This is a genomic window from Streptomyces sp. NPDC048291 (assembly GCF_043201715.1).
GTDB lineage: Bacteria > Actinomycetota > Actinomycetes > Streptomycetales > Streptomycetaceae > Streptomyces.
The window spans coordinates 461,838-482,139 of the sequence record NZ_JBICZC010000011.1 but is presented as its reverse complement, the minus strand read 5'-3'; the positions used below and the strand labels follow the sequence as shown (position 1 = coordinate 482,139).

General features: G+C 73.9%; 17 protein-coding genes. 10 read left to right on the top strand and 7 right to left on the bottom strand.

Annotation, left to right across the window (positions count from 1 at the left end; genetic code table 11):
• Positions 1 to 18 precede the first annotated feature (18 nt).
• The 3 genes from ACGF5O_RS30570 to ACGF5O_RS30560 all read left to right on the top strand — a co-directional run bounded on the left by ACGF5O_RS30570 (position 19) and on the right by ACGF5O_RS30560 (position 3,434).
• Positions 19 to 396 carry a VOC family protein gene (locus tag ACGF5O_RS30570; RefSeq protein ID WP_393813094.1) on the top strand — a complete coding sequence of 126 codons (378 nt, stop codon included), beginning with the start codon at positions 19 to 21 and terminating at the stop codon, positions 394 to 396.
• Positions 397 to 606: 210 nt separating this feature from the next.
• Entirely contained in the window at positions 607 to 1,950 is a 1,344-nt protein-coding gene (locus tag ACGF5O_RS30565; protein ID WP_393813093.1) for an FAD-dependent oxidoreductase, read from the top strand.
• A gap of 131 nt (positions 1,951 to 2,081) precedes the next feature.
• Positions 2,082 to 3,434, top strand: coding sequence for a nucleobase:cation symporter-2 family protein (locus ACGF5O_RS30560; RefSeq protein ID WP_393813092.1), 1,353 nt, complete (start codon positions 2,082 to 2,084; stop codon positions 3,432 to 3,434).
• 3 nt (positions 3,435 to 3,437) lie between these two features.
• Here the strand turns inward: ACGF5O_RS30560 and ACGF5O_RS30555 are convergent, their stop codons facing one another.
• The gene (locus tag ACGF5O_RS30555; protein ID WP_393813130.1) at positions 3,438 to 4,817 is read right to left on the bottom strand and encodes an SGNH/GDSL hydrolase family protein; all 1,380 of its coding nucleotides are present in this window, start codon (positions 4,815 to 4,817) and stop codon (positions 3,438 to 3,440) included.
• Between the two features lie 181 nt (positions 4,818 to 4,998).
• On the opposite strand from ACGF5O_RS30555, the gene ACGF5O_RS30550 reads away from it, so the two are divergent.
• The gene (locus ACGF5O_RS30550) at positions 4,999 to 5,793 is read left to right on the top strand and encodes a pectate lyase (protein ID WP_393813091.1); all 795 of its coding nucleotides are present in this window, start codon (positions 4,999 to 5,001) and stop codon (positions 5,791 to 5,793) included.
• A 33-nt stretch (positions 5,794 to 5,826) separates the two neighbouring features.
• Here ACGF5O_RS30550 and ACGF5O_RS30545 read toward each other — a convergent pair whose 3' ends face one another.
• The 3 genes from ACGF5O_RS30545 to ACGF5O_RS30535 all read right to left on the bottom strand — a co-directional run bounded on the left by ACGF5O_RS30545 (position 5,827) and on the right by ACGF5O_RS30535 (position 8,661).
• Positions 5,827 to 6,726: a dihydrodipicolinate synthase family protein gene (locus ACGF5O_RS30545; RefSeq protein ID WP_393813090.1), complete on the bottom strand. Its 900-nt coding sequence runs from the start codon at positions 6,724 to 6,726 to the stop codon at positions 5,827 to 5,829.
• 50 nt (positions 6,727 to 6,776) lie between these two features.
• Complete coding sequence (locus ACGF5O_RS30540) at positions 6,777 to 7,739, bottom strand: redoxin family protein (RefSeq protein ID WP_393813089.1); 963 nt, start codon at positions 7,737 to 7,739, stop codon at positions 6,777 to 6,779.
• 106 nt (positions 7,740 to 7,845) lie between these two features.
• Positions 7,846 to 8,661, bottom strand: coding sequence for a PaaX family transcriptional regulator C-terminal domain-containing protein (locus ACGF5O_RS30535; protein WP_393813088.1), 816 nt, complete (start codon positions 8,659 to 8,661; stop codon positions 7,846 to 7,848).
• A gap of 72 nt (positions 8,662 to 8,733) precedes the next feature.
• Between ACGF5O_RS30535 and ACGF5O_RS30530 the strand changes: the two genes are divergently transcribed.
• Both ACGF5O_RS30530 and ACGF5O_RS30525 read left to right on the top strand, forming a co-directional pair.
• Positions 8,734 to 10,395 carry an acyl-CoA dehydrogenase family protein gene (locus ACGF5O_RS30530; RefSeq protein WP_393813087.1) on the top strand — a complete coding sequence of 554 codons (1,662 nt, stop codon included), beginning with the start codon at positions 8,734 to 8,736 and terminating at the stop codon, positions 10,393 to 10,395.
• A 128-nt stretch (positions 10,396 to 10,523) separates the two neighbouring features.
• A complete protein-coding gene (locus ACGF5O_RS30525; RefSeq protein ID WP_393813086.1) occupies positions 10,524 to 12,509 on the top strand; it encodes a HEAT repeat domain-containing protein in 1,986 nt (661 codons plus the stop codon).
• A 95-nt stretch (positions 12,510 to 12,604) separates the two neighbouring features.
• Here ACGF5O_RS30525 and ACGF5O_RS30520 read toward each other — a convergent pair whose 3' ends face one another.
• Complete coding sequence (locus ACGF5O_RS30520) at positions 12,605 to 13,234, bottom strand: hypothetical protein (RefSeq protein ID WP_393813085.1); 630 nt, start codon at positions 13,232 to 13,234, stop codon at positions 12,605 to 12,607.
• Positions 13,235 to 13,505: 271 nt separating this feature from the next.
• Between ACGF5O_RS30520 and ACGF5O_RS30515 the strand changes: the two genes are divergently transcribed.
• From ACGF5O_RS30515 to ACGF5O_RS30500, 4 genes are all read left to right on the top strand, one after another.
• The gene (locus ACGF5O_RS30515) at positions 13,506 to 14,591 is read left to right on the top strand and encodes a WD40/YVTN/BNR-like repeat-containing protein (RefSeq protein WP_393813084.1); all 1,086 of its coding nucleotides are present in this window, start codon (positions 13,506 to 13,508) and stop codon (positions 14,589 to 14,591) included.
• Positions 14,592 to 14,717: 126 nt separating this feature from the next.
• Complete coding sequence (locus ACGF5O_RS30510; protein ID WP_393813083.1) at positions 14,718 to 15,395, top strand: uracil-DNA glycosylase; 678 nt, start codon at positions 14,718 to 14,720, stop codon at positions 15,393 to 15,395.
• Entirely contained in the window at positions 15,392 to 16,405 is a 1,014-nt protein-coding gene (locus tag ACGF5O_RS30505; RefSeq protein WP_393813082.1) for an N-acetylglucosamine kinase, read from the top strand. The genes ACGF5O_RS30510 and ACGF5O_RS30505 overlap by 4 nt, the downstream gene beginning before the upstream one ends.
• A 142-nt stretch (positions 16,406 to 16,547) precedes the next feature.
• Positions 16,548 to 17,471 (top strand): sirohydrochlorin chelatase, encoded by a 924-nt coding sequence (locus tag ACGF5O_RS30500; protein ID WP_393813081.1) that lies wholly within the window; start codon positions 16,548 to 16,550, stop codon positions 17,469 to 17,471.
• 170 nt (positions 17,472 to 17,641) lie between these two features.
• On the opposite strand, the gene ACGF5O_RS30495 is transcribed toward ACGF5O_RS30500, so the two are convergent.
• A complete protein-coding gene (locus ACGF5O_RS30495) occupies positions 17,642 to 18,673 on the bottom strand; it encodes a lactonase family protein (protein ID WP_393813080.1) in 1,032 nt (343 codons plus the stop codon).
• 137 nt (positions 18,674 to 18,810) lie between these two features.
• Positions 18,811 to 20,298, bottom strand: coding sequence for an FUSC family protein (locus ACGF5O_RS30490; RefSeq protein WP_393813079.1), 1,488 nt, complete (start codon positions 20,296 to 20,298; stop codon positions 18,811 to 18,813).
• Between the last annotated feature and the right edge of the window lie 4 nt (positions 20,299 to 20,302).

Genomic DNA, 20,302 nt, shown 5'->3' with positions numbered 1-20,302 from the left:
TCATGATCGGCTTCGGGCATGAGCTCTCTGATACGCCATGTCACCGTCGACGCCGCGGACCCGTTCGCTCTCGCCGGCTTCTGGGCTCAGGCCCTGGACGGCTCGCTGGCCGACGACGACTTTCCCGGGGATCCGGAGGCCGTGGTCACGACGGCTGCCGCCACCCTGCTGTTCATCAGGGTCGACGACCGCAAATCGGTGAAGAACCGCGTGCATCTGGATCTCCAGCCCCAGGACCGCACCCGGGACGAGGAGGTCGAGCGCCTGCTCTCGCTCGGCGCCACGCTCCAGGGGGACCACCGGCGGCCCGACGGAACCGGGTGGGTGACGCTGCACGACCCCGAGGGCAACGAGTTCTGCGTCGAACGCAGCGCGGCGGAACGGGCGAACGGCTGACCCCGAAGGCCGCGGCCGGACCGCCGACTCCTCAACCCCGGATCCTGATTTGCGGCTTCCGGCTTCCGGCTTCCGGTGCATGCGCAACGTGATCACATGATCACACTGATGACATCCGGGCACGCATCCACATCACCCCAGCGGCCCCTGTCTGGACGACCGGGCCGGTGGGATGCTGGAGGCACCAGCCCCTCGGGCAAGGAGTCCCCTGTGTTGCGTGTCGCCGTCGTCGGCTCCGGGCCGAGCGGGTGCTACACCGCCCAGAACCTCGTCCAGCTCGACTCCACGGTGCGTGTGGACGTCCTGGACCGGTTGCCGTGCCCGTACGGACTCGTGCGTTACGGCGTCGCCCCTGACCACGAGAAGATCAAGTCCCTCCAGGGGAACCTGCGCACCGTGCTCGAACACGAGCGGGTGCGGTTCCTCGGCGGGGTCCGGGTCGGAGGCACGGGCGGGCTGCCGGTGGAGCGGCTGCGGGAGCTGTACCACGCGGTGGTGTACTGCGTGGGCGCCGCGACCGACCGGCGGCTCGGGATTCCCGGCGAGGAGCTGCCGGGCAGCTGGTCGGCGACCGAGTTCGTGTCCTGGTACAGCGCGCATCCGGACGCGATCGACGCCGGGTTCGTGCGGGACGCCCGGTCGGCGGTGGTCATCGGGGTCGGCAACGTCGCGGTGGACGTGGCGCGGATGCTGGCCCGGGGCGTGGCGGAGCTGAGCCCCACCGACATGCCGCAGGCGGCCCTGACGGCGCTGGCGGCGAGCCGGATAAGAGAGGTCCACGTGGTGGGCCGCCGGGGCCCCTCGCAGGCCCGGTTCACCACCAAGGAGCTGCGCGAGCTGGCCGGGCTGCCGGATACCGAAGTCCGGGTGGAGGCCGCCGAGTTGGCGCTCGATCCGGCGTGTGCCGACCCGTCCGCGCTGCCCGCCGCCCAGCGCCGGAACGTGGAGGTGCTGCGCGGCTGGGCCGAGGCCGGCGGCCGGGGCACGGAGCGCGGCATCAGGTTGCGTTTCTTCCTGCGCCCGGTCGAACTCCTCGACGACGGCGGCCGGGTGGGCGCGGTGCTCTTCGAACGCACCGAACCGGACGGCAGCGGTGGGGTGCGCGGCACCGGGCGGTACGAGACCGTCGAGGCGCAGCTGGTGCTGCGGTCGGTCGGCTATCGCGGAGTACCGCTGGACGGGCTCCCGTTCGACGAGGACAGCGGGACCGTGCCGCACGAGGCGGGCCGGGTCCTGGACAGCTGCTTCGGCGTGCCCGGCGACTACGTGGCCGGCTGGATCAAGCGCGGCCCGACGGGCGTCATCGGCACCAACCGGCCCGACGCCAAGGAGACGGTGACCTCCCTCCTGACGGACGCGCCCGCGCTGCTGCGCAAGGAGGTGCCGGCGGATCCGGTCGCCGCGCTGCGCTCGGCCGGCATCGAACCGGTGCCGTGGACGGGCTGGCAGGCGATCGAGCGGGCCGAGGCGGCACTCGGCGCCCGGCTCGGGCGGAGCGTGGTCAAGCTCGCCGACTGGAACTCCCTGCTGACGGCGGCGCGCACCGGGGCGTAGCGGAACGGAACGGAATCCGCCCGCGTCCGGGTGGGCATGACACGTATCGGCAACAGACCGGAAATCAACAAACTGTTCAAACCACTTACGGTCTCGTGCTGTCCGGATGTCGTCCCCGCTCTGGAGCCCCCATGGCCACCACCAGCGCCTCCGTCCATCCCGTCGACGAGGTCCCACCCGTACGGCAGTTGACCGCGTTCGGCCTCCAGCACGTGCTCGCGATGTACGCGGGCGCGGTCGCCGTCCCGCTGATCGTGGGCGGCGCGATGAAGCTGTCCCCCGCCGACCTGGCGTATCTGATCACCGCCGACCTCTTGGTGTGCGGCATCGCCACGCTCATCCAGTGCGTCGGCTTCTGGCGCTTCGGCGTCCGGCTGCCGATCATGCAGGGCTGCACGTTCGCGGCGGTCTCGCCGATGGTCCTGATCGGCACGACGGGCGGCGGGCTCCCCGCGATCTACGGCTCGGTGATCGTGGCAGGCCTGGCGATCATGCTGCTCGCCCCCGTCTTCGGCAGACTGCTGCGCTTCTTCCCGCCCCTGGTCACCGGGACGGTGATCCTGGTCATCGGTGTCTCACTGCTGCCGGTGGCCGGCAACTGGGCGGCGGGCGGCGCCGGCGCGAAGGACTTCGGGGAGCCGAAGAACCTGGCGCTGGCGGCCTTCGTGCTCGCGGTGGTGCTCGGCGTGCAGCGGTTCGCGCCCGTCTACCTCGCCCGGATCGCGGTCCTGATCGGCATCGCGGTGGGCCTTGCGGTGGCGGTGCCCTTCGGGTTCACGGACTTCAGCGGGGTCGGGGACGCCGACTGGCTCGGCATCAGCACGCCGTTCCACTTCGGGGCGCCGACGTTCAGGGCCTCGGCGATCGTCTCCATGCTGGTGGTCGCCCTGGTCACGATGACCGAGACGACCGGTGACCTGCTCGCGGTCGGCGAACTGACCGGCCGCCGCGTCGAGTCGCGCTCCCTCGCCGACGGCCTGCGCGCCGACGGCCTCTCGACCGTCCTCGGCGGTGTCTTCAACACCTTCCCGTACACGGCGTTCGCGCAGAACGTGGGCCTGGTCGGCATGACCCGGGTGCGCAGCCGCTGGGTGGTCGCGGCGGCCGGCGGCATCCTGGTGCTGCTCGGCCTGCTGCCCAAGCTGGGCGCGGTGGTCGCGGCGATTCCGGCTCCGGTGCTGGGCGGTGCCGGGCTGGTGATGTTCGGCACGGTCGCGGCGAGCGGCCTGCGCACGCTCGCGAAGGTCGACTTCACGGGCAACAACAACCTGACGGTGGTGGCCGTCTCGGTCGCGGTCGGCGTGCTGCCGGTGGGGGTGCCGACGGTCTACGCGAAGTTCCCGGACTGGTTCCAGACGGTGATGAACAGCGGCATCAGCGCGGGCTGCCTGACGGCGATCGTCCTGAACCTGCTCTTCAACCACCTGCCCTCGCGGGCCGATTCGGCCCCGGGGACGGTCCCCACCGGAGCCGAGTCCGCCTAGCGCTCACCGCCCGCCGAACAGTCCCGCTGGCACCGCCGCCGCCAGCGCCCCGTATCCGGTCGGGTTGAGGTGCAGCCAGTCCCCCACCTGGAGGTCGGCCCGCAGCCGGACCGGATCGGCCGGGTCCCGTACCGCCCGGTCGAAGTCGATCACCGCGTCGAAGTGCCCGGGCCCCCGGATCCAGGCGTTGACGCGCTGCCGGGCCGCCTCCCGTACGCCGGCGCCGTCGTCGTAGGCGTTGCCGCCGAAGGGCAGCAGGGTGGCGCCGTAGACGCGGATGCCCTGGGCGTGGGCGCGGACGACGATCTGCCGGTAGGCGGCGATCAGGTCGTCGGCGACGGCCTGCTGGGCCTGCGGGGTGGCGGCGGCGGTGCCGATGTCGTTGACGCCCTCGAAGACGATCAGCCAGGAGACCCCGCTGCGGGAGAGGACGTCGCGGTCGAGGCGGGCCAGGACGTTGGGGCCGAGGCCGTCGGCGAGGACGCGGTTGCCGCCGGCCGCCTGGTTGAGTACGGCGATGTCCGAGGTGTCCGGGCGGGTCCGGAGACGGTCGAAGAACTGGTCCGGCCAGCGGTCGTTGCCGTTGGTCGTGGACCCCCGGCCGTCGGTGAGGGAGTCGCCGAGGACCGCCACGGCCCGGGTCGCCGCGGGCGCCAGGACCTCGACGTCGCTCAGCAGGTACCAGTGGTCTACCGCGGTCGCGCCCGTCAGGTCCGGGTCCCGCGTGTGGTCGCCGACGGCGAGATACGACGTGGTGCGCGAGCCCGGGTGCGAGGTGAGCGCGAGGTCGGGCTGGCCCTCGGCGGTGTACGCCGTGACCGTGAGGTCGGAACCCGGGACCAGGTCGAAGTCCACGGGATCGGAGACGACCTCGGCCCCGACGGGTACGACGGTCGCGGCGCGCCCGGCGAACGTCACCGGGCGCAGGCTGCCGGGAACGACCGCGCTCACCCCGGCCCGTCCGCCCGCCGGCAGCGCCACGGTCACCGCGGTGAGCGGCAGCGGGGTGTCGCCGTAGGCGTTGGAGAAGCGCAGCCGGAGCCGGTGGGCGCCGACGGTCACACGGACGGTCTGGCGCAGCGTGGTGTCGGCCAGCACCGACTTCTCCCCCGTGAAGGGCGCGGGCGGCAGGTTGCCGACCTCGGTGAGCTGGGGCATCCCGGTCCAGGTGTTCACCCAGCGGCTGCCCTGGCGGGCGGCCGGGGCGACCGGGCGTGGACCGCGGACGAGCGCGGTGACGGCCGTGGCGGTCACCACCAGGGCGAGGGCGAGGACACAGGTGCCGAGGAGCGTGCTGAGCAGCGTTCTGCTGGGCTGTGGCTTCACGGGAGCCTTCCTGGCGCGCGGGGGGCGGAGGCGGAACCGTCGTCGGCATGGTGGCATGGACACGCCTATTCATGGAAGCGCTCCCACGCCACCTTCCGAGGTGCCGGACGGGGCCGGAACGAGCGGCGCGCGAAGCGTTGACCAGAAAGCGCTTTCCCCCTACGTTCCGTTCAGGAACCCGACCTATGACGGGCGGGACGCAGACAGGACCCCCCACTCGAGAGAAGGCATACGGGACATGACTTCACGGGCACGGAGCAGGGCACGCGCACTGACGGGCGGACTGGCCGTCCTGGGACTCTCATTTGGCATGCTCATGACAGATGGGGCCCCGGCGAACGCGGCCACCTGGCCCACCGCGACCGGCAGCCAGGCCGTCACCGCGACCATCAAGCTGTCGGGCACCAAGGACTACGGGATGCTGCGCCTGTACGGCAGCGGCGACCTGGGCAGCGGCGGGCAGAGCGAGGACCAGGACCCGATCCTCGATCTGGCGGCGGGCACCGTCCTCAAGAACGTCATCATCGGCGCACCCGCCGCGGACGGCATCCACTGCGAGGGCAGCTGCACCCTGCAGAACGTGTGGTGGGAGGACGTCGGCGAGGACGCGGCGACCTTCCGCGGCTCCTCGTCGTCCAACGTCTACACCGTCTCCGGCGGCGGCGCGAAGGAAGCCAGCGACAAGGTGTTCCAGTTCAACGGCGGCGGGACACTGAACGTGTCCGGCTTCGCGGTGCAGAACTTCGGCAAGCTGGTCCGCTCGTGCGGCAACTGCTCCACGCAGTACAAGCGCACGATCAACCTCAACACCATCGAGGCGACCTACAAGGGCAGCGCGCTGGTCGGGATCAACACCAACTACGGCGACAGCGCGACGCTGCAGAACATCACGATCGTCGGTGACAGCAGCAGGAAGATCGTGCCCTGCCAGAAGTACATCGGCAACAACACGGGCGCGGAACCACCGACGAACGGAAGCGGACCGGACGGGACGTACTGCAAGTACGCGAGCTCGGACATCACCTACAAGTGAGCCGGGGCGCCCGTCCGCGCCCAGGGCCCCGGGCTACATCTCGACGAGGCCGAGCCGCCGAAGCACGTCGGCGACCTGCTGGTGTTCGTCGCCGGACAGGCCGCGCAGCGGGCGGGGGAGGCTGTCGTGGGGCGTGAGGCCGAGTTCGGCGGACACTGCCGCGATGACCCGCAGGGATCCGTGCCGGGCGAAGAGGTCCCAGAGCGGCTGGAGCCGCTCCGACTCCTCCCGGGCCCGGTCCGCCCGCCCCGCCTGGGCCGCCCTGGTGATGGCGAGGGCCGGTCCGGGGAGGGTGCCGGCGGTCACCGAGAACCAGGCGTCGCAGCCTGCGGTCAGCCCGGCCGCTCCGAACGCGTCCCCGCTCACCCCCACGGTCACGTGCGGCGGCAGGATCTCCCGCAGCCGCTCCACCCGGGCCCGGGCCGGGGCCGGGTCGGCGGGGACCCCGGGAATCTTGACCGAGGCCACGCGGGGAAGGCGGGCCACGCGCGCGTACAGCTCGTCGGTGAAGGTGAACCGGGTGGTCCTCGGGTTGTCGTAGACCACCAGCGGCACGGAGAGGTCCGCGGTGACGTCCTCGTACAACCCGAACACCTCCTCGTCGGTCAGCGGCTGGTACGACACCGGAGCGAGCAGTACGCCCGCGGCCCCGGCCTTCTGCGCGTCCTCGGCCGCCGCCAGCACGTCCCGGGTGCGCAGCGCCCCGATGCCCACGACGACCGGAACGCCGTCGGCCTGCTCCACCGCGATACGGGCCGCGTGGGCCCGTTCCTGGAGCGTCAGGTAGGCGTACGACCCCGTGGAGCCCAGCGCGCCGATCGAGTCGACACCGGCCGCGGCGAGGCGGCGGACCAGCAGGGCGAAGGCTTCCTCGTCGATGCTTCCGTCGGCGGCGATCGGGGTGAGCGGAAAAGCGCTCAGACCGGTGAACACGGGTGCCTCCAAAGGTCGTTCGTCTTGTCAGGGGGTGGCGCGCAAGCCGGTCATCGGGGATTGGCGCGCAGCCAGTCCAGCACCTGGCCGGCGTGCTCGTCCGGCGGGAAGACCGGGTAGAAGACGTGCTCGATCACGCCGTCCCGGACGATCAGTGTCAGCCGCTTGTAGAGCGTCGGCCCGGCGGAGTCGAACGTCGGCAGGCCGAGGGTGCGGGTCAGGTCGTGCGTGGGGTCGGAGAGCATCCGGAACGGCAGCCGGAGCCGTTCGACGACCTCCTCCTGGTAGGCGGTGTCCTGGCTGGACAGGCCGTACACGCCGGCCGCACCGGCGGCCAGCAGCTCCTGGTGGTGGTCGCGGAAGCCGCACGCCTCCGGGGTGCAGCCACGCGCCCCGGGGATCGCGTTCCACCCCTCGGGCAGGTCGGTGCCCGGGCGTCCGGTGAGCGGGTAGACGTAGAGCACGGTCCGGCCCGTGCCGAGCGCGTCGAGACGGACCGTCCCGCCACCGGTGGCCCGCAGTTCCAGGTGCGGCATCTCCGTACCCGGCAGATGGGCGGTCGCGCCGTCGTCCTCGGGGACGGGCAGGTCGGCGGGCAGACTCAGGTAGTCGGTCATCGGGTCCTCTCCTTCGGCACGGCCGGCCGGGGGGACCCGGCTGTTGCGGTGCGCGGCCTCGTGCAGGTGCGCGACCAGGGCCGTCCGGCGGGCGGTGAGCCCGTCGATGCGCCGGGTGATCTCGTCGATCACCTCCCGGTACTCGGCCAGCGAGGCGGGACAGTCGTCGGCGTGCTGGTGCCCGACCACGAGACAGTCCAGGAAGGGGCGGGTGCGCTCCACCGGGATGCCGAGCCTGCCGAGCGCCCGGATCTCCCGCGCGAGCCGTACGTCGCCCTCGCCGTAGTCCCGGTAGCCGTTGGCCAGCCGGTCGGGCGCCAGCAGTCCCAGGGACTCGTAGTAGCGCACCGCCTTGACCGTCACGCCCGCCCGGCGGGCTAGCTCGCTGATCCGCATGTCTCTCACCTCGACGCACGCTAAACCCTGCCCCCGAGGGTAAGGTCAAGCCGCCTCGCCGGAACCTGCCGCCGGGATCAGCCCGTCGCGTTCCCCGTCGGCCCGCTCAGTCCCCCGGCGCCGCGCTCAGTCCCCCGTCGGCCCGCTCGGCCCCGGTCGGCCCGCTCAGTTCCGCGCGGTACACGGCGTACGCGGCGCGCAGTTCGTCGCCCGGCCAGTCGGCGGGCAGGAGTTCCGGGGGCAGGACGGGGTCGGTCAGCAGGTGCCGTACCGCCGCCGCGAAGACCGTGAAGCGGTCGGCCGGGAGGCGGGATTCCGACGCCCGGGCCAGGAGGGCGCGGGCGGTACCGGACCAGGTGGTCAACGGCCAGAGATCGGCGGCCAGTTCGGGGGCGGGGCGGTCGGGGCGGGCCGTGTAGGACTGGGCGGTCGCCGCCAGGTCGGCGGGAAACGGCCTCACGAGGTTCGCCGGACGGAGCCAGACGCCCTCGCGGAGTTCGGCCAGGCGCAGGGCGGTCAGGCGGGTGCGCAGGTCGGCTCGTGCGGCCGGGCCGCGCCCCGTGGCCGTGACGACCAGCATCTCCCAGTCGCCCCGCCACGCGCGCGTACGGGGCCGTACCGCCTCGTCCTGCCGGCGCTGGCGGGCCAGCAGCCGGTCGCTGAGGCCGTAGACGGCGTCGTCGGTACGGCGCAGGTCGCCGGACGCCGTCATGCGGCTGAGCGCGGCCCGGAGCGTGGAGCCGCCGACACCGAACGGCTCCACGAACCGGATCAGGTCCTTCACCGGCAGCTGTGGCGGATGCGTGCCCAGCAGCAGGCTCAGCACGACCGACCGGGCGGACAGGGGCCGCAGACCGACGTCGGCGGACGCGGGGGGCCCTGCGGGCTCGGCGGGCTCGGCGGGCACATCCTTCATGCGCATGGTCACGTACTGTACGTGCGGCGCCATATTGCACTATTGCTGCGGTCGCAGGATTCCTGCAACATGAGACTCATGGACTCGACCGCCGCGCTCCCGCAGCCGCAGTACGCCACCCACGACGTCACCAACCAGGCGACGCCGCTCGCCCCCTACGACGCCTCCGACGACCCGGCCCTGCTGGAGGGGCTGCGCCGGGAGGGTGCGGAGTGGGCCGAGGAGGGGATCCGGCGGCTCGGGGTGCGGGCCGGGAGCGCGGAGGCGCAGGAGTGGGGTGAGCTGGCCAACCGGCACGAGCCGGAGCTGCGCACCCACGACCGGTACGGCAACCGGATCGACGAGGTCGACTTCCACCCCAGCTGGCACCACCTGATGCGGACGGCGGTGACGGAGGGGCTGGCCGGGGCCGCCTGGGCGGACGACCGGGCGGGGGCCCATGTCGCGCGGACGGCCGGCGGACTGGTGTGGGGGCACACCGAATCCGGCCACGGCTGTCCCACGTCCATGACGTACGCCGCCGTTCCCGCCCTGCGCGCCCAGCCGGAGCTGGCCAAGGTCTACGAACCGCTGCTGACCAGCCGGGAGTACGAGCCGGGGCTGCGCGTGCCGACGGAGAAGCCGGGGCTGCTCGCCGGGATGGGCATGACCGAGAAGCAGGGCGGTTCGGACGTACGGACGAACACGACGGCCGCCACGCCCACGGCCGAGCCGGGCGTCTACACCCTGCGCGGGCACAAGTGGTTCACCTCGGCGCCGATGTGCGACGTCTTCCTGGTGCTGGCCCAGGCGCCGGGCGGCCTCTCCTGCTTCCTGGTGCCGCGCGTGCTGCCGGACGGCAGCCGCAACGCGTTCCGCATCCAGCGGCTGAAGGACAAGCTCGGCAACCGGTCGAACGCCTCCTCGGAGCCCGAGTTCGACGGGACCGTGGCCTGGCTGGTCGGTCCCGAGGGGCGCGGGGTGAAGACCATCATCGAGATGGTCAACTGCACCCGGCTCGACTGCGTGATGAACTCGGCGACCCTGATGCGCAAGACGCTCGTCGAGGCGGGTCACCATGTGCGCCACCGCAGCGCGTTCGGCGCACGGCTCGTCGACCAGCCGCTGATGCGCAACGTGCTGGCCGACCTGGCCGTCGAGTCGGAGGCCGCGACCACGCTGACCCTGCGGCTGGCGGGGGCGGCGGACCGCGCGGTGCGCGGGGACGAGCAGGAGCGGGCCTTCCGGCGGATCGCGACCGCCGTCGGCAAGTACTGGGTCACCAAGCGCGGTCCGGCCTTCACCGCGGAGGCCCTGGAGTGCCTCGGCGGCAACGGGTACGTCGAGGACTCCGGCATGCCCCGGCACTACCGCGAGGCCCCGCTGCTGTCGATCTGGGAGGGCTCGGGCAACGTCAACGCGCTCGACGTGCTGCGCGCGCTGTCCCGCGAACCCGGCGCCGCCGACGCCCTGTTCGGCGAACTCGCGCAGGCGCGCGGCGCGGACGCCCGGCTGGACGCCGCCGTGACCCGGCTGAAGACCGAACTGGCCGAGACCGACCAGGTGGGGGCGCGCCGGCTGGTCGAGCGGATGGCGCTGGCGCTGCAGGCCTCGCTGCTGGTCCGGTACGCCCCGGCCGCCGTGGCGGACGCCTTCTGCGCGACCCGGCTCGGCGGCGACTGGGGGTACGCGTTCGGCACCCTGCCCGCCGGCACCGGGTTCGACGCGATCCTGGAGCGGGCGCTGCCTGGCCGGAACTGATCCCTGTGCGATCCGTCGGCGGCCGGCGCCGGCGACGGATCGCACACAGTTGCCGTCCGATTCCGCATCGTTGTCAGTGCCGTGGTGCAGACTCCGGAACAGGTGGTACTCGCCTGGGGAGGACAACGGTGTTCACGGGGATCGACGAGGTCGACTGGGCCTCGCTGCGGCACGCGTACGGCAGCGCGGCGGACGTACCCGGTCTGCTGCGCGGACTGGCCTCGGCGGACGCGGCCGAACGGGAGGTCGCGCTCGACGGGATGTACGGCTCGGTGCACCACCAGGGGAGCGTGTACGACTCGACGCTCGCCTGCGTCCCGTTCCTGTTCGCGCTCGCCTCCCGTCCGGCGGTGCAGGACCGGGGCGCGATAGTGGAACTGCTGGTCAGCATCGGCTCGGAGAGCGCCGGTTCGCGGGCCCGGGCCGCCGTCCACGCCGGCGCCGAGGCGCTCGTGCCGCTGGCCGACGACCCGTGCCCCGGGGTGCGCCGCGCGGTGCCCGGTGCGCTGGTCCGGTTCCTCGACGAACCGGACCGGGTGCTGGCGCTGTTGCGGCGGCGGATCACGGTCGAGCGCGACGAACAGGTGCTGCTCGCCCTGACCGAGGCCCTCGGGCTGTTCGTACGGTGCCGTCCCGACCGGGCGGCCGGGGCGGTGGAGTTGCTGGCCGCGCAGAGCGGGGAGCCCTGCACCCCGACGGCGCGGCTGGCCGCCCTCGGACAGCTGGGCCTCGGCGCGCCGGAGCGGCTGCCCGCCGATCTGGTGCCGACCGCGGTCCGGCTGCTCAGGGAGCGGTCGGAGCGACGCGCCGCGGGTCCGGAGCGGGTGGACACGGACACCCTGGTGGGCCGGATACGGCGGCTGCGGCCGTCGGACGAGGAGGGTTCGTATCTGCTGCGCACCCTGCACCGGGCGCTGGACGACCGGGTGGCGGACCGGATCGCGCTGCTCGTCGGTCAGTTGAGCGGCCCGGACCCGATGGACCGGTGCAATGCGGTATGGATGTCGGCCGGGCTGTTCCGTGGCTGGCGGGCGGACTTCACGGCGCCGGTCTCGCTGATAGGCAGGCAACTGGACCGGGAGCAGGACCAGTTGCGGGACGCTGCGGTCACGGTGCTCGTGGAGCTGTTCGGGCTGGCCGCGCCGGCCGCCGACGAACTGCACGCGCTGGTGACCGTGCGGCCGGACCTGTGGGTGCACACCTGGGAGCGCGACAGACCCTCGCTGGGCGGTCCGTTGAAGGCGCTGGCCAGAAGCGGCGACCCGCGCGCGGTGCCGGCCCTGTCCCAGTTGCTGGCGAGACCGGTGGTGCCCGGGGGCCTGGGCTTCGAGATCGTGCATCTGGGCCCGGCCGCCGCCCCGCTCGCGCCCGCGCTGCGGCGCCGGCTCGGCCAGGTCGACCCGGACTCGCCCGAGGTCGCCGAACTGGCCGCCCCGCTGCTGGCGGCGGTCACCGCCCTCAAGGACCCGGCGGCGGTGCCGGAGGTGCTGCGGCTGCTGCGCGGCGCGCCGGACGGGCTGGGGGCCCGGGAAGCCCTCGTCGGGCAGGCGGTACGGGCGCTCGACGTCCTGGGCACCGCTTCTCGGGCGGCGGCGCCGGTCCTGCGCGGGCTGCTGGACACCCGGCACGCCGCCTTGGCGGCGGGGGCCCTGTGGTCGGCGGAGGGGGACGCGGCCCCCGTACTCCCGGTGCTGCTGCGGGAGCTGACGCACGGCCGCACCCGCAGCGCCCGGACGGCCGCCGAGCAGCTGGGCCGGCTGGGTCCGGCAGCCCGCGACGCGCTGCCCGCGCTGCGCCGGCTGGCCGGGTCTGGGCGGGTGTGGGAACGTGCGGCTGCCGCCGAGGCGTTGTGGCGGATCGACGGGGATCCGGAGCCCGTGCTCCCGGTGTTCCGGGCCGCCTGGTCGGAGAACCCGTACACCCGGGGCGCGATCGCCGGGTGCCTGGCCGCGATGGGCCCGGCGGGCGCCCCGCTGCGCGACCTGGTGACGGCCGAACTCGCCGCCGCCAGACGGCACACGGCACGACCGGGCGGGTACGGCAGCCACGACATCGCCCAGGACGAGCAGTTGCTCGCCCACTGCCGCCGGGCGCTGGCTGAGCAGTCCCCTTGACCGGCTGACCGGCTGACCGGCGGACCGGCAGCCGGTCCGCCGCAGGGCACTGACGCCGGGGCCCGGCGGGCACCGGTGTCAGCCGGGCGCCGGTGTCAGCCGGTCATCCGGCCCCACTGCGGTCCGAGCCGCGCCCACTCCGCGTCCCAGCGGTCCATCCGCCGCCGCTCCAGCCGGCCGCGCGCCACCAGCCCGGCGACGAACGGGACGGCCGCCGCGCTCAGCCCGACCAGGCCGCCGATCAGCGCGGAGCGGAGGTGGGCCTCGGAGGCGGTGGCGGGCCGGGTGACGAGGTGCCCCTGGGGGTCCGTCCAGACGGTGACCGGCGTGCCGACCTTGCTGCCGGCCGGGACCCGCGCCTGACCGCTGTGCGCGGAGCCGTCGGCGACGGTCCAGCCCACGCGCGCCCACACCCGCTCGCCGTTCGACGAGTCGGACGAGTCGGAGGACTCCGAGGAGCCGGAGTCGCCGGACTTCCGTGCCGCCGAGCCGGGGGCCTTGTCCATGACATGGGCGACGACCGGGTGCCATTCGACGCGCTCGCGGGCCAGGCCGTCCTCGACCGACCGCGCCGCCGCGAGCCCGGCGAACACCCCGGCCAGCAGGGTGAGCAGCCAGGCACCGAGCAGCACCCAGGCCTCCATCGTGTCGGCACGGCGCTTGAGCGGGTTGCGCCGCCAGCGCCACAGCCAGACCTTCGGACCACGGAACGCCTTCAAAGGCATCCTCCTCACGCGCGCACGGACAGCCCGGACCGCCCTCCCATACGGGAGCGGCCGCCCTGTTGCTCACGGCGAACTCCGAGTCGACGGTCGCACGACCGACCCCGCTCGCGCAGGCGTCTCCCGGAACGCGTTCCGCCGTCTTGTCCGACCGGCCGACACGGCGGCTCCGACCTGCGCCGACGCCGGCCCCCAGGTGACTGTCAGTGGCGGGGTGCAGACTGGCCGATGTCTGGGAGTCGGCTGTGACAAGGACGTCATGGAGGTGATCGGCATGACCGAGGTTCTGCTCGCCGTGGGGACCCGCAAGGGGCTCTTCCTCGGAAGGCGGCAAGGTGGCGCCTGGGAGTTCGACGAGAGTCCCTACTTCAACGCGCAGGCGATCTACTCGGTCGCCATCGACACCCGGGGCGAGCGGCCCCGGCTCCTGGCGGGCGGCGACAGCGCGCACTGGGGGCCTTCGGTGTTCCACTCCGACGACCTGGGCCGCACCTGGTCCGAACCGGCCCGGCCCGCCGTGAAGTTCCCCAAGGACACCGGCGCCTCGCTGGAGCGGGTCTGGCAGCTCCACCCGGCCGCCGCCGAGCCGGACGTGGTCTACGCGGGCACGGAACCGGCCGCGCTGTACCGGTCGGAGGACCGCGGGGAGAGCTTCGACCTGGTCCGCCCGCTGTGGGAGCACCCGACGCGCGACAAGTGGGTGCCGGGCGGCGGCGGTGAGGGCCTGCACACCGTGGTCACCGACCGGCGCGACCCGAAGGCGGTGACGGTCGCCGTCTCGACGGCCGGCGTGTTCCGCTCCGGCGACGGCGGCGCCAGCTGGACGCCCTCCAACTCCGGTGTCTCCGCGGTGTTCCTGCCGGACCCCGACCCGGAGTTCGGCCAGTGCGTGCACAAGATCGCGCAGGACGCGGGGGATCCGGACCGGCTCTATCTGCAGAACCACTGGGGGGTGTACCGGAGCGACGACGCGGGGGCCCACTGGACCGACATCGGCGAGGGGCTGCCGTCCACGTTCGGCTTCGCGGCGGCCGCTCATCCGCACCGCGGGGAGACGGCGTACGTCTTCCCGATCAACGCGGACGCCGACCGGGTGCCCGCCCGGCACCGGTGCCGGGTCTTCCGCACGGCCGACGCGGGCCGGACCTGGGAGCCGCTGTCGGCGGGGCTGCCGCCCGAGGACCACTACGGCACGGTGCTGCGCGACGCGCTCTGCACGGACGACGCGGATCCGGCCGGCGTGTACTTCGGCAACCGCAACGGCGAGGTGTTCGCCTCGGCCGACGACGGCGACAGCTGGCGCCAGTTGGCGTCCCACCTGCCGGACGTGCTGTGTGTGCGTGCGGCGGTCGTGGCCTGAGGCCGGGCCCCCCACGGGAGGGCGGTTTCCGTCATCCGTGGCGACGGTCCGGTCGTCCTCGGTCGTCCGGCGACCGCGGTGGCCTCAGCTTGATCGCCGACCCGTGTACGGCAGTAGGGTGACGCCGTGGCACCACGACCCTTGCATGAAATCGTCGAACCGGGCTGGGCGAAGGCCCTGGAACCAGTGGCCGGGAGGATCGCCGCGATGGGCGACTTCCTGCGCGCGGAGATCGCCGCGGGACGCACCTACCTCCCGGCCGGTCCGAACGTCCTGCGCGCCTTCCAGCAGCCCTTCGACGACGTCCGCGTCCTGATCGTCGGCCAGGACCCGTATCCGACCCCGGGGCACGCGGTGGGGCTGTCGTTCTCGGTCGCGCCCGAGGTACGCCCGCTGCCGGGCAGCCTGATCAACATCTACCGGGAGCTCAACACCGACCTGGGGCTGCCCCAGCCGTCCAACGGGGACCTCACCCCGTGGACCCAGCAGGGCGTCCTGCTGCTCAACAGGGCGCTCACCACGGCCCCGCGCAGCCCGGCCGCGCACCGGGGCAAGGGCTGGGAGGAGGTCACCGAGCAGGCGATCCGGGCGCTGGCCGGCCGCGGCAAGCCGCTGGTGTCCATCCTGTGGGGCCGCGACGCCCGCAATCTCCGCCCGCTGCTCGGTCAGTTGCCGGCGGTGGAGTCCGCGCATCCCTCGCCCATGTCGGCGGACCGCGGCTTCTTCGGCTCCCGCCCGTTCAGCCGCGCCAACGACCTGCTGATCCAGCAGGGGGGACAGCCGGTGGACTGGCAACTGCCGTGAGCCACGAGGGCGACGGGCCCCGGGACGCGGGGTTCCTCGCCGTCGACTCCGGGGGCTCCGGGCTGCGGGCCGTCGTGGGTGTGCCGGGCCGGGAGCCGTCGGCGCCCGTGGAGTCCCGGGAGCCGGTGCGGACCGGGGCGCGGGGCATCGACCCCGGGCACCTGCTGGAACAACTCCTGCCCATGGCACGGGCGTTGGCGGACTCGTACGGACTGGGGCAGGTGACGACAGCCGTCGTCGGGGCCGCCGGGCTGGCCAGTCTCGGCGACGGGCTGCGGGCCGAACTGCCGGGCGCGCTGGCCCGCGAGCTCGGGGTGCGGACGGTCGCGCTGGCCGCCGACGCCGTGACCGCGTACGCCGGCGCCCTGGGTCCGCGACCCGGCGCGGTGGTCGCCGCCGGGACCGGGCTGATCGCGATCGGTACCGATCTCGCCCGGTGGCGGCGGGCGGACGGCTGGGGGCATCTGCTGGGCGACTGCGGCAGCGGTGCCTGGATCGGCCGGGCCGGGCTGGAGGCGGCGCTGCGGGCCTTCGACGGGCGGGACGGCGGCTCGGCCGCGCTGCGGGCCGGTGCCGAGGACCTGTTCGGGCCGCTGCCCGGACTGCCCGGGCAGCTCTATCCGCGCGCCGACCGGCCCGCCGTACTGGCCTCCTTCGCCCCACGCGTCGCGGACTGCGCCGATGCCGGCGACCCGGTCGCCGCCGCGATCCTGGGTGCCGCCGCCCGGCACCTGGCCGAGTCGGCCGCCGCCGTCTGCCCCGCGGGGGGCGACCCCCTGGTCGCCCTCACCGGCGGCCTGGTCAAGCTCGGCGACCCGCTTCTCGTACCGCTGGCCGGGGAGTTGGCGCGGCTGCTCCCGCGGGCGCGGCAGGTGCCGGCCGAGGGCGATCCGCTGCACGGGGCGGTACGCGTCGCGAGTGACCTGGGCACCGGGCGACTCACTCTGCCGGGTGATGAAAAGCTGCTTTCCGTTGTACACATGAAACTTGTACAGAAAAAAGGCTATTGATCCCGCTGGGGCATGCAGTGTCCGACAGGTGACGCGATCCCCTCCGAATCATGCGTAACTCATCAGACAAAAGCGGACGGATACCGCTCACCTGCACCCTCCCCGAACAAGGGAGCCCAGATAGCCAGTAACATGCGGCGCCATGAGCTCCCCCACTGGGCCCGCCGGCCTGCCAGTACGAATGCCGCGCCCCCGCCAGCCCGGACGGCACCGCCGCCCCGAGCCGCTGGTGGCTCCTGAGGACGCACCCGCGCTCGTCCTCGCGGTGCCCGGTACCCCCAGCGCGGCCACGCGCGGCCTCGCCGAGGAGGTCGTGAGCATCGCCCGCTCCGAGCTGCCCGGCCTGGACGCCCGCATCGGGTACCTCGACGGTGACGACGCGGAGTTCCCCACCCTCCAGTCCGTGCTGGCCCGTGCGGCCGAGGAGCGTACCGCCCGCTACGAGCAGGCCGTCGCCGCCGGTGTCGAGGGGATCAAGGCCCCGGACGGCCCGGTCGCCGTCGTCGTGCCGCTGCTGGCAGGTCCGGACAGCGCGCTGCTGCGCCAGGTCCGTCACGCGGTCATGGAGAGCCGGGTCGCCGCCGACCTGACCGACGTGCTCGGCCCGCACCCGCTGCTCGCCGAGGCGCTGCACGTGCGGCTCTCCGAGGCGGGACTGGCACGTGCCGACCGCGCCAGGCTGTTCACCGTGGCGACGGCCGCGGACGGCATCATCCTGGCGTCCGTGGGCGGCGACGAGGCCGTGCAGGCCGCCGGGATCACCGGCATGCTGCTCGCCGCGCGCCTGGCCGTGCCGGTGATGGCCGCGGCGCTGGACCAGGAGGGTTCGATCGCCTCCATCGCGGAGCAGCTGCGGGGTTCGGGGTCGCAGCAGCTGGCGCTGGCGCCGTACCTGATAGGGCCGGAGATCGACGCGGCGCTGCTGACCGCTGCCGCGCAGGAGGCCGGGTGTGCCACCGCGGAGCCGCTCGGGGCGTACCCGGCGATCGGGAAGCTGGCGCTGGCGAAGTACACGACGGCGCTGGGCATCGCGCCGCAGCAGCCGCAGGGTACGCCGGTGCGGTGATGCGCTTCGCGCGTCGGCCGACGTGAGTTCGTGAGTTAAGGGCCCGTTCCTTGAGGGGAACGGGTCCCTTTGTGTCGGGGGGCTCGCGTTCGTGTCTCGCTGCGGGCCGGTGGGGGTTGAGCACGCAGTTCCCCGCGCCCCTTGCGGGGCGCTTCAAGGGGCGGGGCCTGTCAGTCGAAGACGATGCAGGACGGGGCCGGGAGTTCCACCGAGCCGTCGTAGCGAGGCTGGCCGGTGTGCTGGTCGACGGTGAACCAGGTGATGTTGCCGGAGCGTTCGTTGGCGGCGTAGAGGAAGCCGCCCGACTCGGTGATCGCCCGGGGCCAGTGCCCTCCGCAGGGGACGGTCGCCGTCAGGTGCAGTTGGTCCCCGTCGACCGTGAACGTGGTCAGGACGTCCTCGCCCCTGGTCGCCGTCCAGAGGAAGCGGCCGTCGGGCGAGACGGCGATGCCGGACGGGTAGGCGTCGCCGGCCGGGGCGCCGGGCAGGACCGGGGTCTCCGTCAGCGGTGTGAGGACGCCGGTGCCGGCGTCCCAGCGGCAGACGGTCACGGTCGGGGTGAGTTCGTTGACGACGTAGGCGTACCGGCCGCCGGGATGGAAGGCCAGGTGGCGGGGGCCGGAGCCGGGGCGCAGGGCGAACTCGCGGTGGAGGGCGGGGGTGCCCGCGTCCAGGGTGCAGACGCGGACCGAGTCGGTGCCCAGGTCCACGCTGACCGCCCAGCGACCGCTGGGGTCGGGCTGCACCTGGTGGGCGTGCGGGCCGCGCTGGCGCCGTTCGTGCGGGCCCGAGCCGGTGTGCCGGAGCTGCCCGGAGGGGGTGGGGGCGAGGGTGCCGTCGGCGCGGACGGGGACGGCGGTGACGCTGCCGGAGCCGTAGTTGGCGGTCAGGACATGGCCGCCGAAGACGCTGAGGTGGGTGGGGCCGCTGGCGTCGACCGGGACCGGCGGCCCGGCGAGGCGCGGCTTGTCGTCGTGGACGTGGTACGCGGCCACCGCGCCGTCGGCGGTCTCGCTGACCGCGTAGAGGGTGCGCCCGCCGGGTGCGAGCGCGAGATACGACGGGTCGGGGACGCCGTCGACGCTCTCCAGGAGGGCCAGGGCGCCGCTGTCCGGACGGACCGCCGCCGTGACGACTCCCGGGCCCCCCGCGGCCGTGAACGACCCGATGAACGCCCTGCGCCGTCTGCCGCCGTCTGCCACCGCTGTCCCCTATCGCTTGTCGCTTGTCGCTGCGAGCCACCACGAGCCGGTACGAGTCAGAAAGGGTCGGTTCGAGCCCGCCCGGGGCCGACGGTAGCAGCTGGCGGTCTAGACCAGGGCGTGCGGGGCGGCGCGTCTCAGGCGCCGACCAGGGGTGAGCCCGAGGGGGCGTGCAGCGGTCCGGCGAGTTCGGACAGGGCGCGCTCCAGGCCGTGCAGATGGGCGAGGGCGGGTTCGGTGGGGGGCTCGGCGGGGGCGGCGACGTGCTCCGAGCGTGCGGTGAGTGCCTCGACGGCGGCCTCGACGCGCCAGCAGGCGGCGGCCAGCCGGGCGTCGTGCGAGGCCTCCGGGTCGGCGGCGACCGCGACCAGGCCGCGGATCTCGCGGGCGCAGTCGTCCAGCAGGGCGAGGACGCGGCGGGCCCGGCGCTTGCGTCCGCGCATCGGGTTGAGCGGATGCACGAGAGGCGCGACCGAGAACCGTACCCGGGCGAGGAGCTGTTCCAGTTCGGCCACCCGGGGTGCCGGGTCGGCGCCGGCGGAGCCGGCGAGCCGGGCGGCGGCCTCGGCGGTGCAGAGGTGCACGCAGCGCAGTGCGCGCCCGATCCAGGCGTCGGTGGTGAGGTGGGTGGTGACGGGCAGCACGAACAGCACGGCGAGAACGGCACCGAGGGCGCCCACCGCGGTCTCGGCCAGCCGCAGCGTCAGCAGGCCGGGGGTGAGGACGCCGAGGAGGCCGTAGAGCAGCTCGGCGAGGAAGGTCACCCAGAGCATCATCCAGGTGTAGGAGACGGCGGCCGTGTAGAAGATGCCGAAGACGGCGACCGCGACCAGGACCGCGGTGGGAACCGGGGCGCCGTGCACGGGCGCGGCGACCAGCAGGCCCAGCGCGATACCGATGGCGGTGCCGAGGACCCGGCGGAAGCCGCGCACCAGGGTCTCGCCGCGCGAGGCGGTGTTGACGAAGATCCACCAGGTGGCGCCGACCGCCCAGTACCAGCGCTGGCCGGACACCAGCTGGCCGGCGACCAGCGCGAACCCAGCGCCCGCGGTCGCCTGGACCGCCTGCCGGGTGGTCACCCGGGCCAGGCCGGTACCGGCGGGCGGAACGGGAACCGGCGGCGGGGGCAGCCGGTGCTCGTAGCACCAGAGGCCGAAGCGGACGGCGGCGGCGCCGAGCACGGAGAGCACGACGGCGGCGTACAGCTCGGGCAGCTGTCCGGGGGTGGCGTGCAGGAACTGGGCGACGAAGAAGGTCATGAACGCGAACACGCCCAGGCTGTGGCCGCGCGGACCCCAGCGGCGTGCGTAGACGCCCGCACCGACCACGGCGAGGAAGACCAGATCGCGGGCGACCGGGAGGGCGTGCAGCCCGGCCGCGGCCGAGAGCACCGGCAGGCCCACGGCGGGCAGCAGCGCGGTGGTGACGGCCTGTCCGCGCACTGTGGGGTCCGCGACGGTAAAGAGCGCGAGCAGCGCGGCGAGACCGCCCGTGACGGCGCCCGCCAGGGAGTGCCCGGCGAGCGCGCAGACCACGACGGCGAGGCCGATGCCGAGCACGGCGCGCGCGGCGAACCGCAGCCGCACCCGCCCCGGGTCCGGAGCCACGAACACCCTCTTCAGCACTGCA

Bases quoted from the DNA above. Each gene is read 5' to 3' on its own strand.
- ACGF5O_RS30555 (WP_393813130.1), bottom strand. From the start codon at position 4,817: ATGCCACCATGCCGACGACGGTTCCGCCTCCGCCCCCCGCGCGCCAGG.
- ACGF5O_RS30535 (WP_393813088.1), bottom strand. From the start codon at position 8,661: ATGCGCATGAAGGATGTGCCCGCCGAGCCCGCCGAGCCCGCAGGGCCC.
- ACGF5O_RS30560 (WP_393813092.1), top strand. From the start codon at position 2,082: ATGGCCACCACCAGCGCCTCCGTCCATCCCGTCGACGAGGTCCCACCC.
- ACGF5O_RS30540 (WP_393813089.1), bottom strand. From the start codon at position 7,739: ATGCGGATCAGCGAGCTAGCCCGCCGGGCGGGCGTGACGGTCAAGGCG.
- ACGF5O_RS30570 (WP_393813094.1), top strand. From the start codon at position 19: ATGAGCTCTCTGATACGCCATGTCACCGTCGACGCCGCGGACCCGTTC.
- ACGF5O_RS30500 (WP_393813081.1), top strand. From the start codon at position 16,548: ATGAGCTCCCCCACTGGGCCCGCCGGCCTGCCAGTACGAATGCCGCGC.
- ACGF5O_RS30550 (WP_393813091.1), top strand. From the start codon at position 4,999: ATGACTTCACGGGCACGGAGCAGGGCACGCGCACTGACGGGCGGACTG.
- ACGF5O_RS30515 (WP_393813084.1), top strand. From the start codon at position 13,506: ATGACCGAGGTTCTGCTCGCCGTGGGGACCCGCAAGGGGCTCTTCCTC.
- ACGF5O_RS30530 (WP_393813087.1), top strand. From the start codon at position 8,734: ATGGACTCGACCGCCGCGCTCCCGCAGCCGCAGTACGCCACCCACGAC.
- ACGF5O_RS30520 (WP_393813085.1), bottom strand. From the start codon at position 13,234: ATGCCTTTGAAGGCGTTCCGTGGTCCGAAGGTCTGGCTGTGGCGCTGG.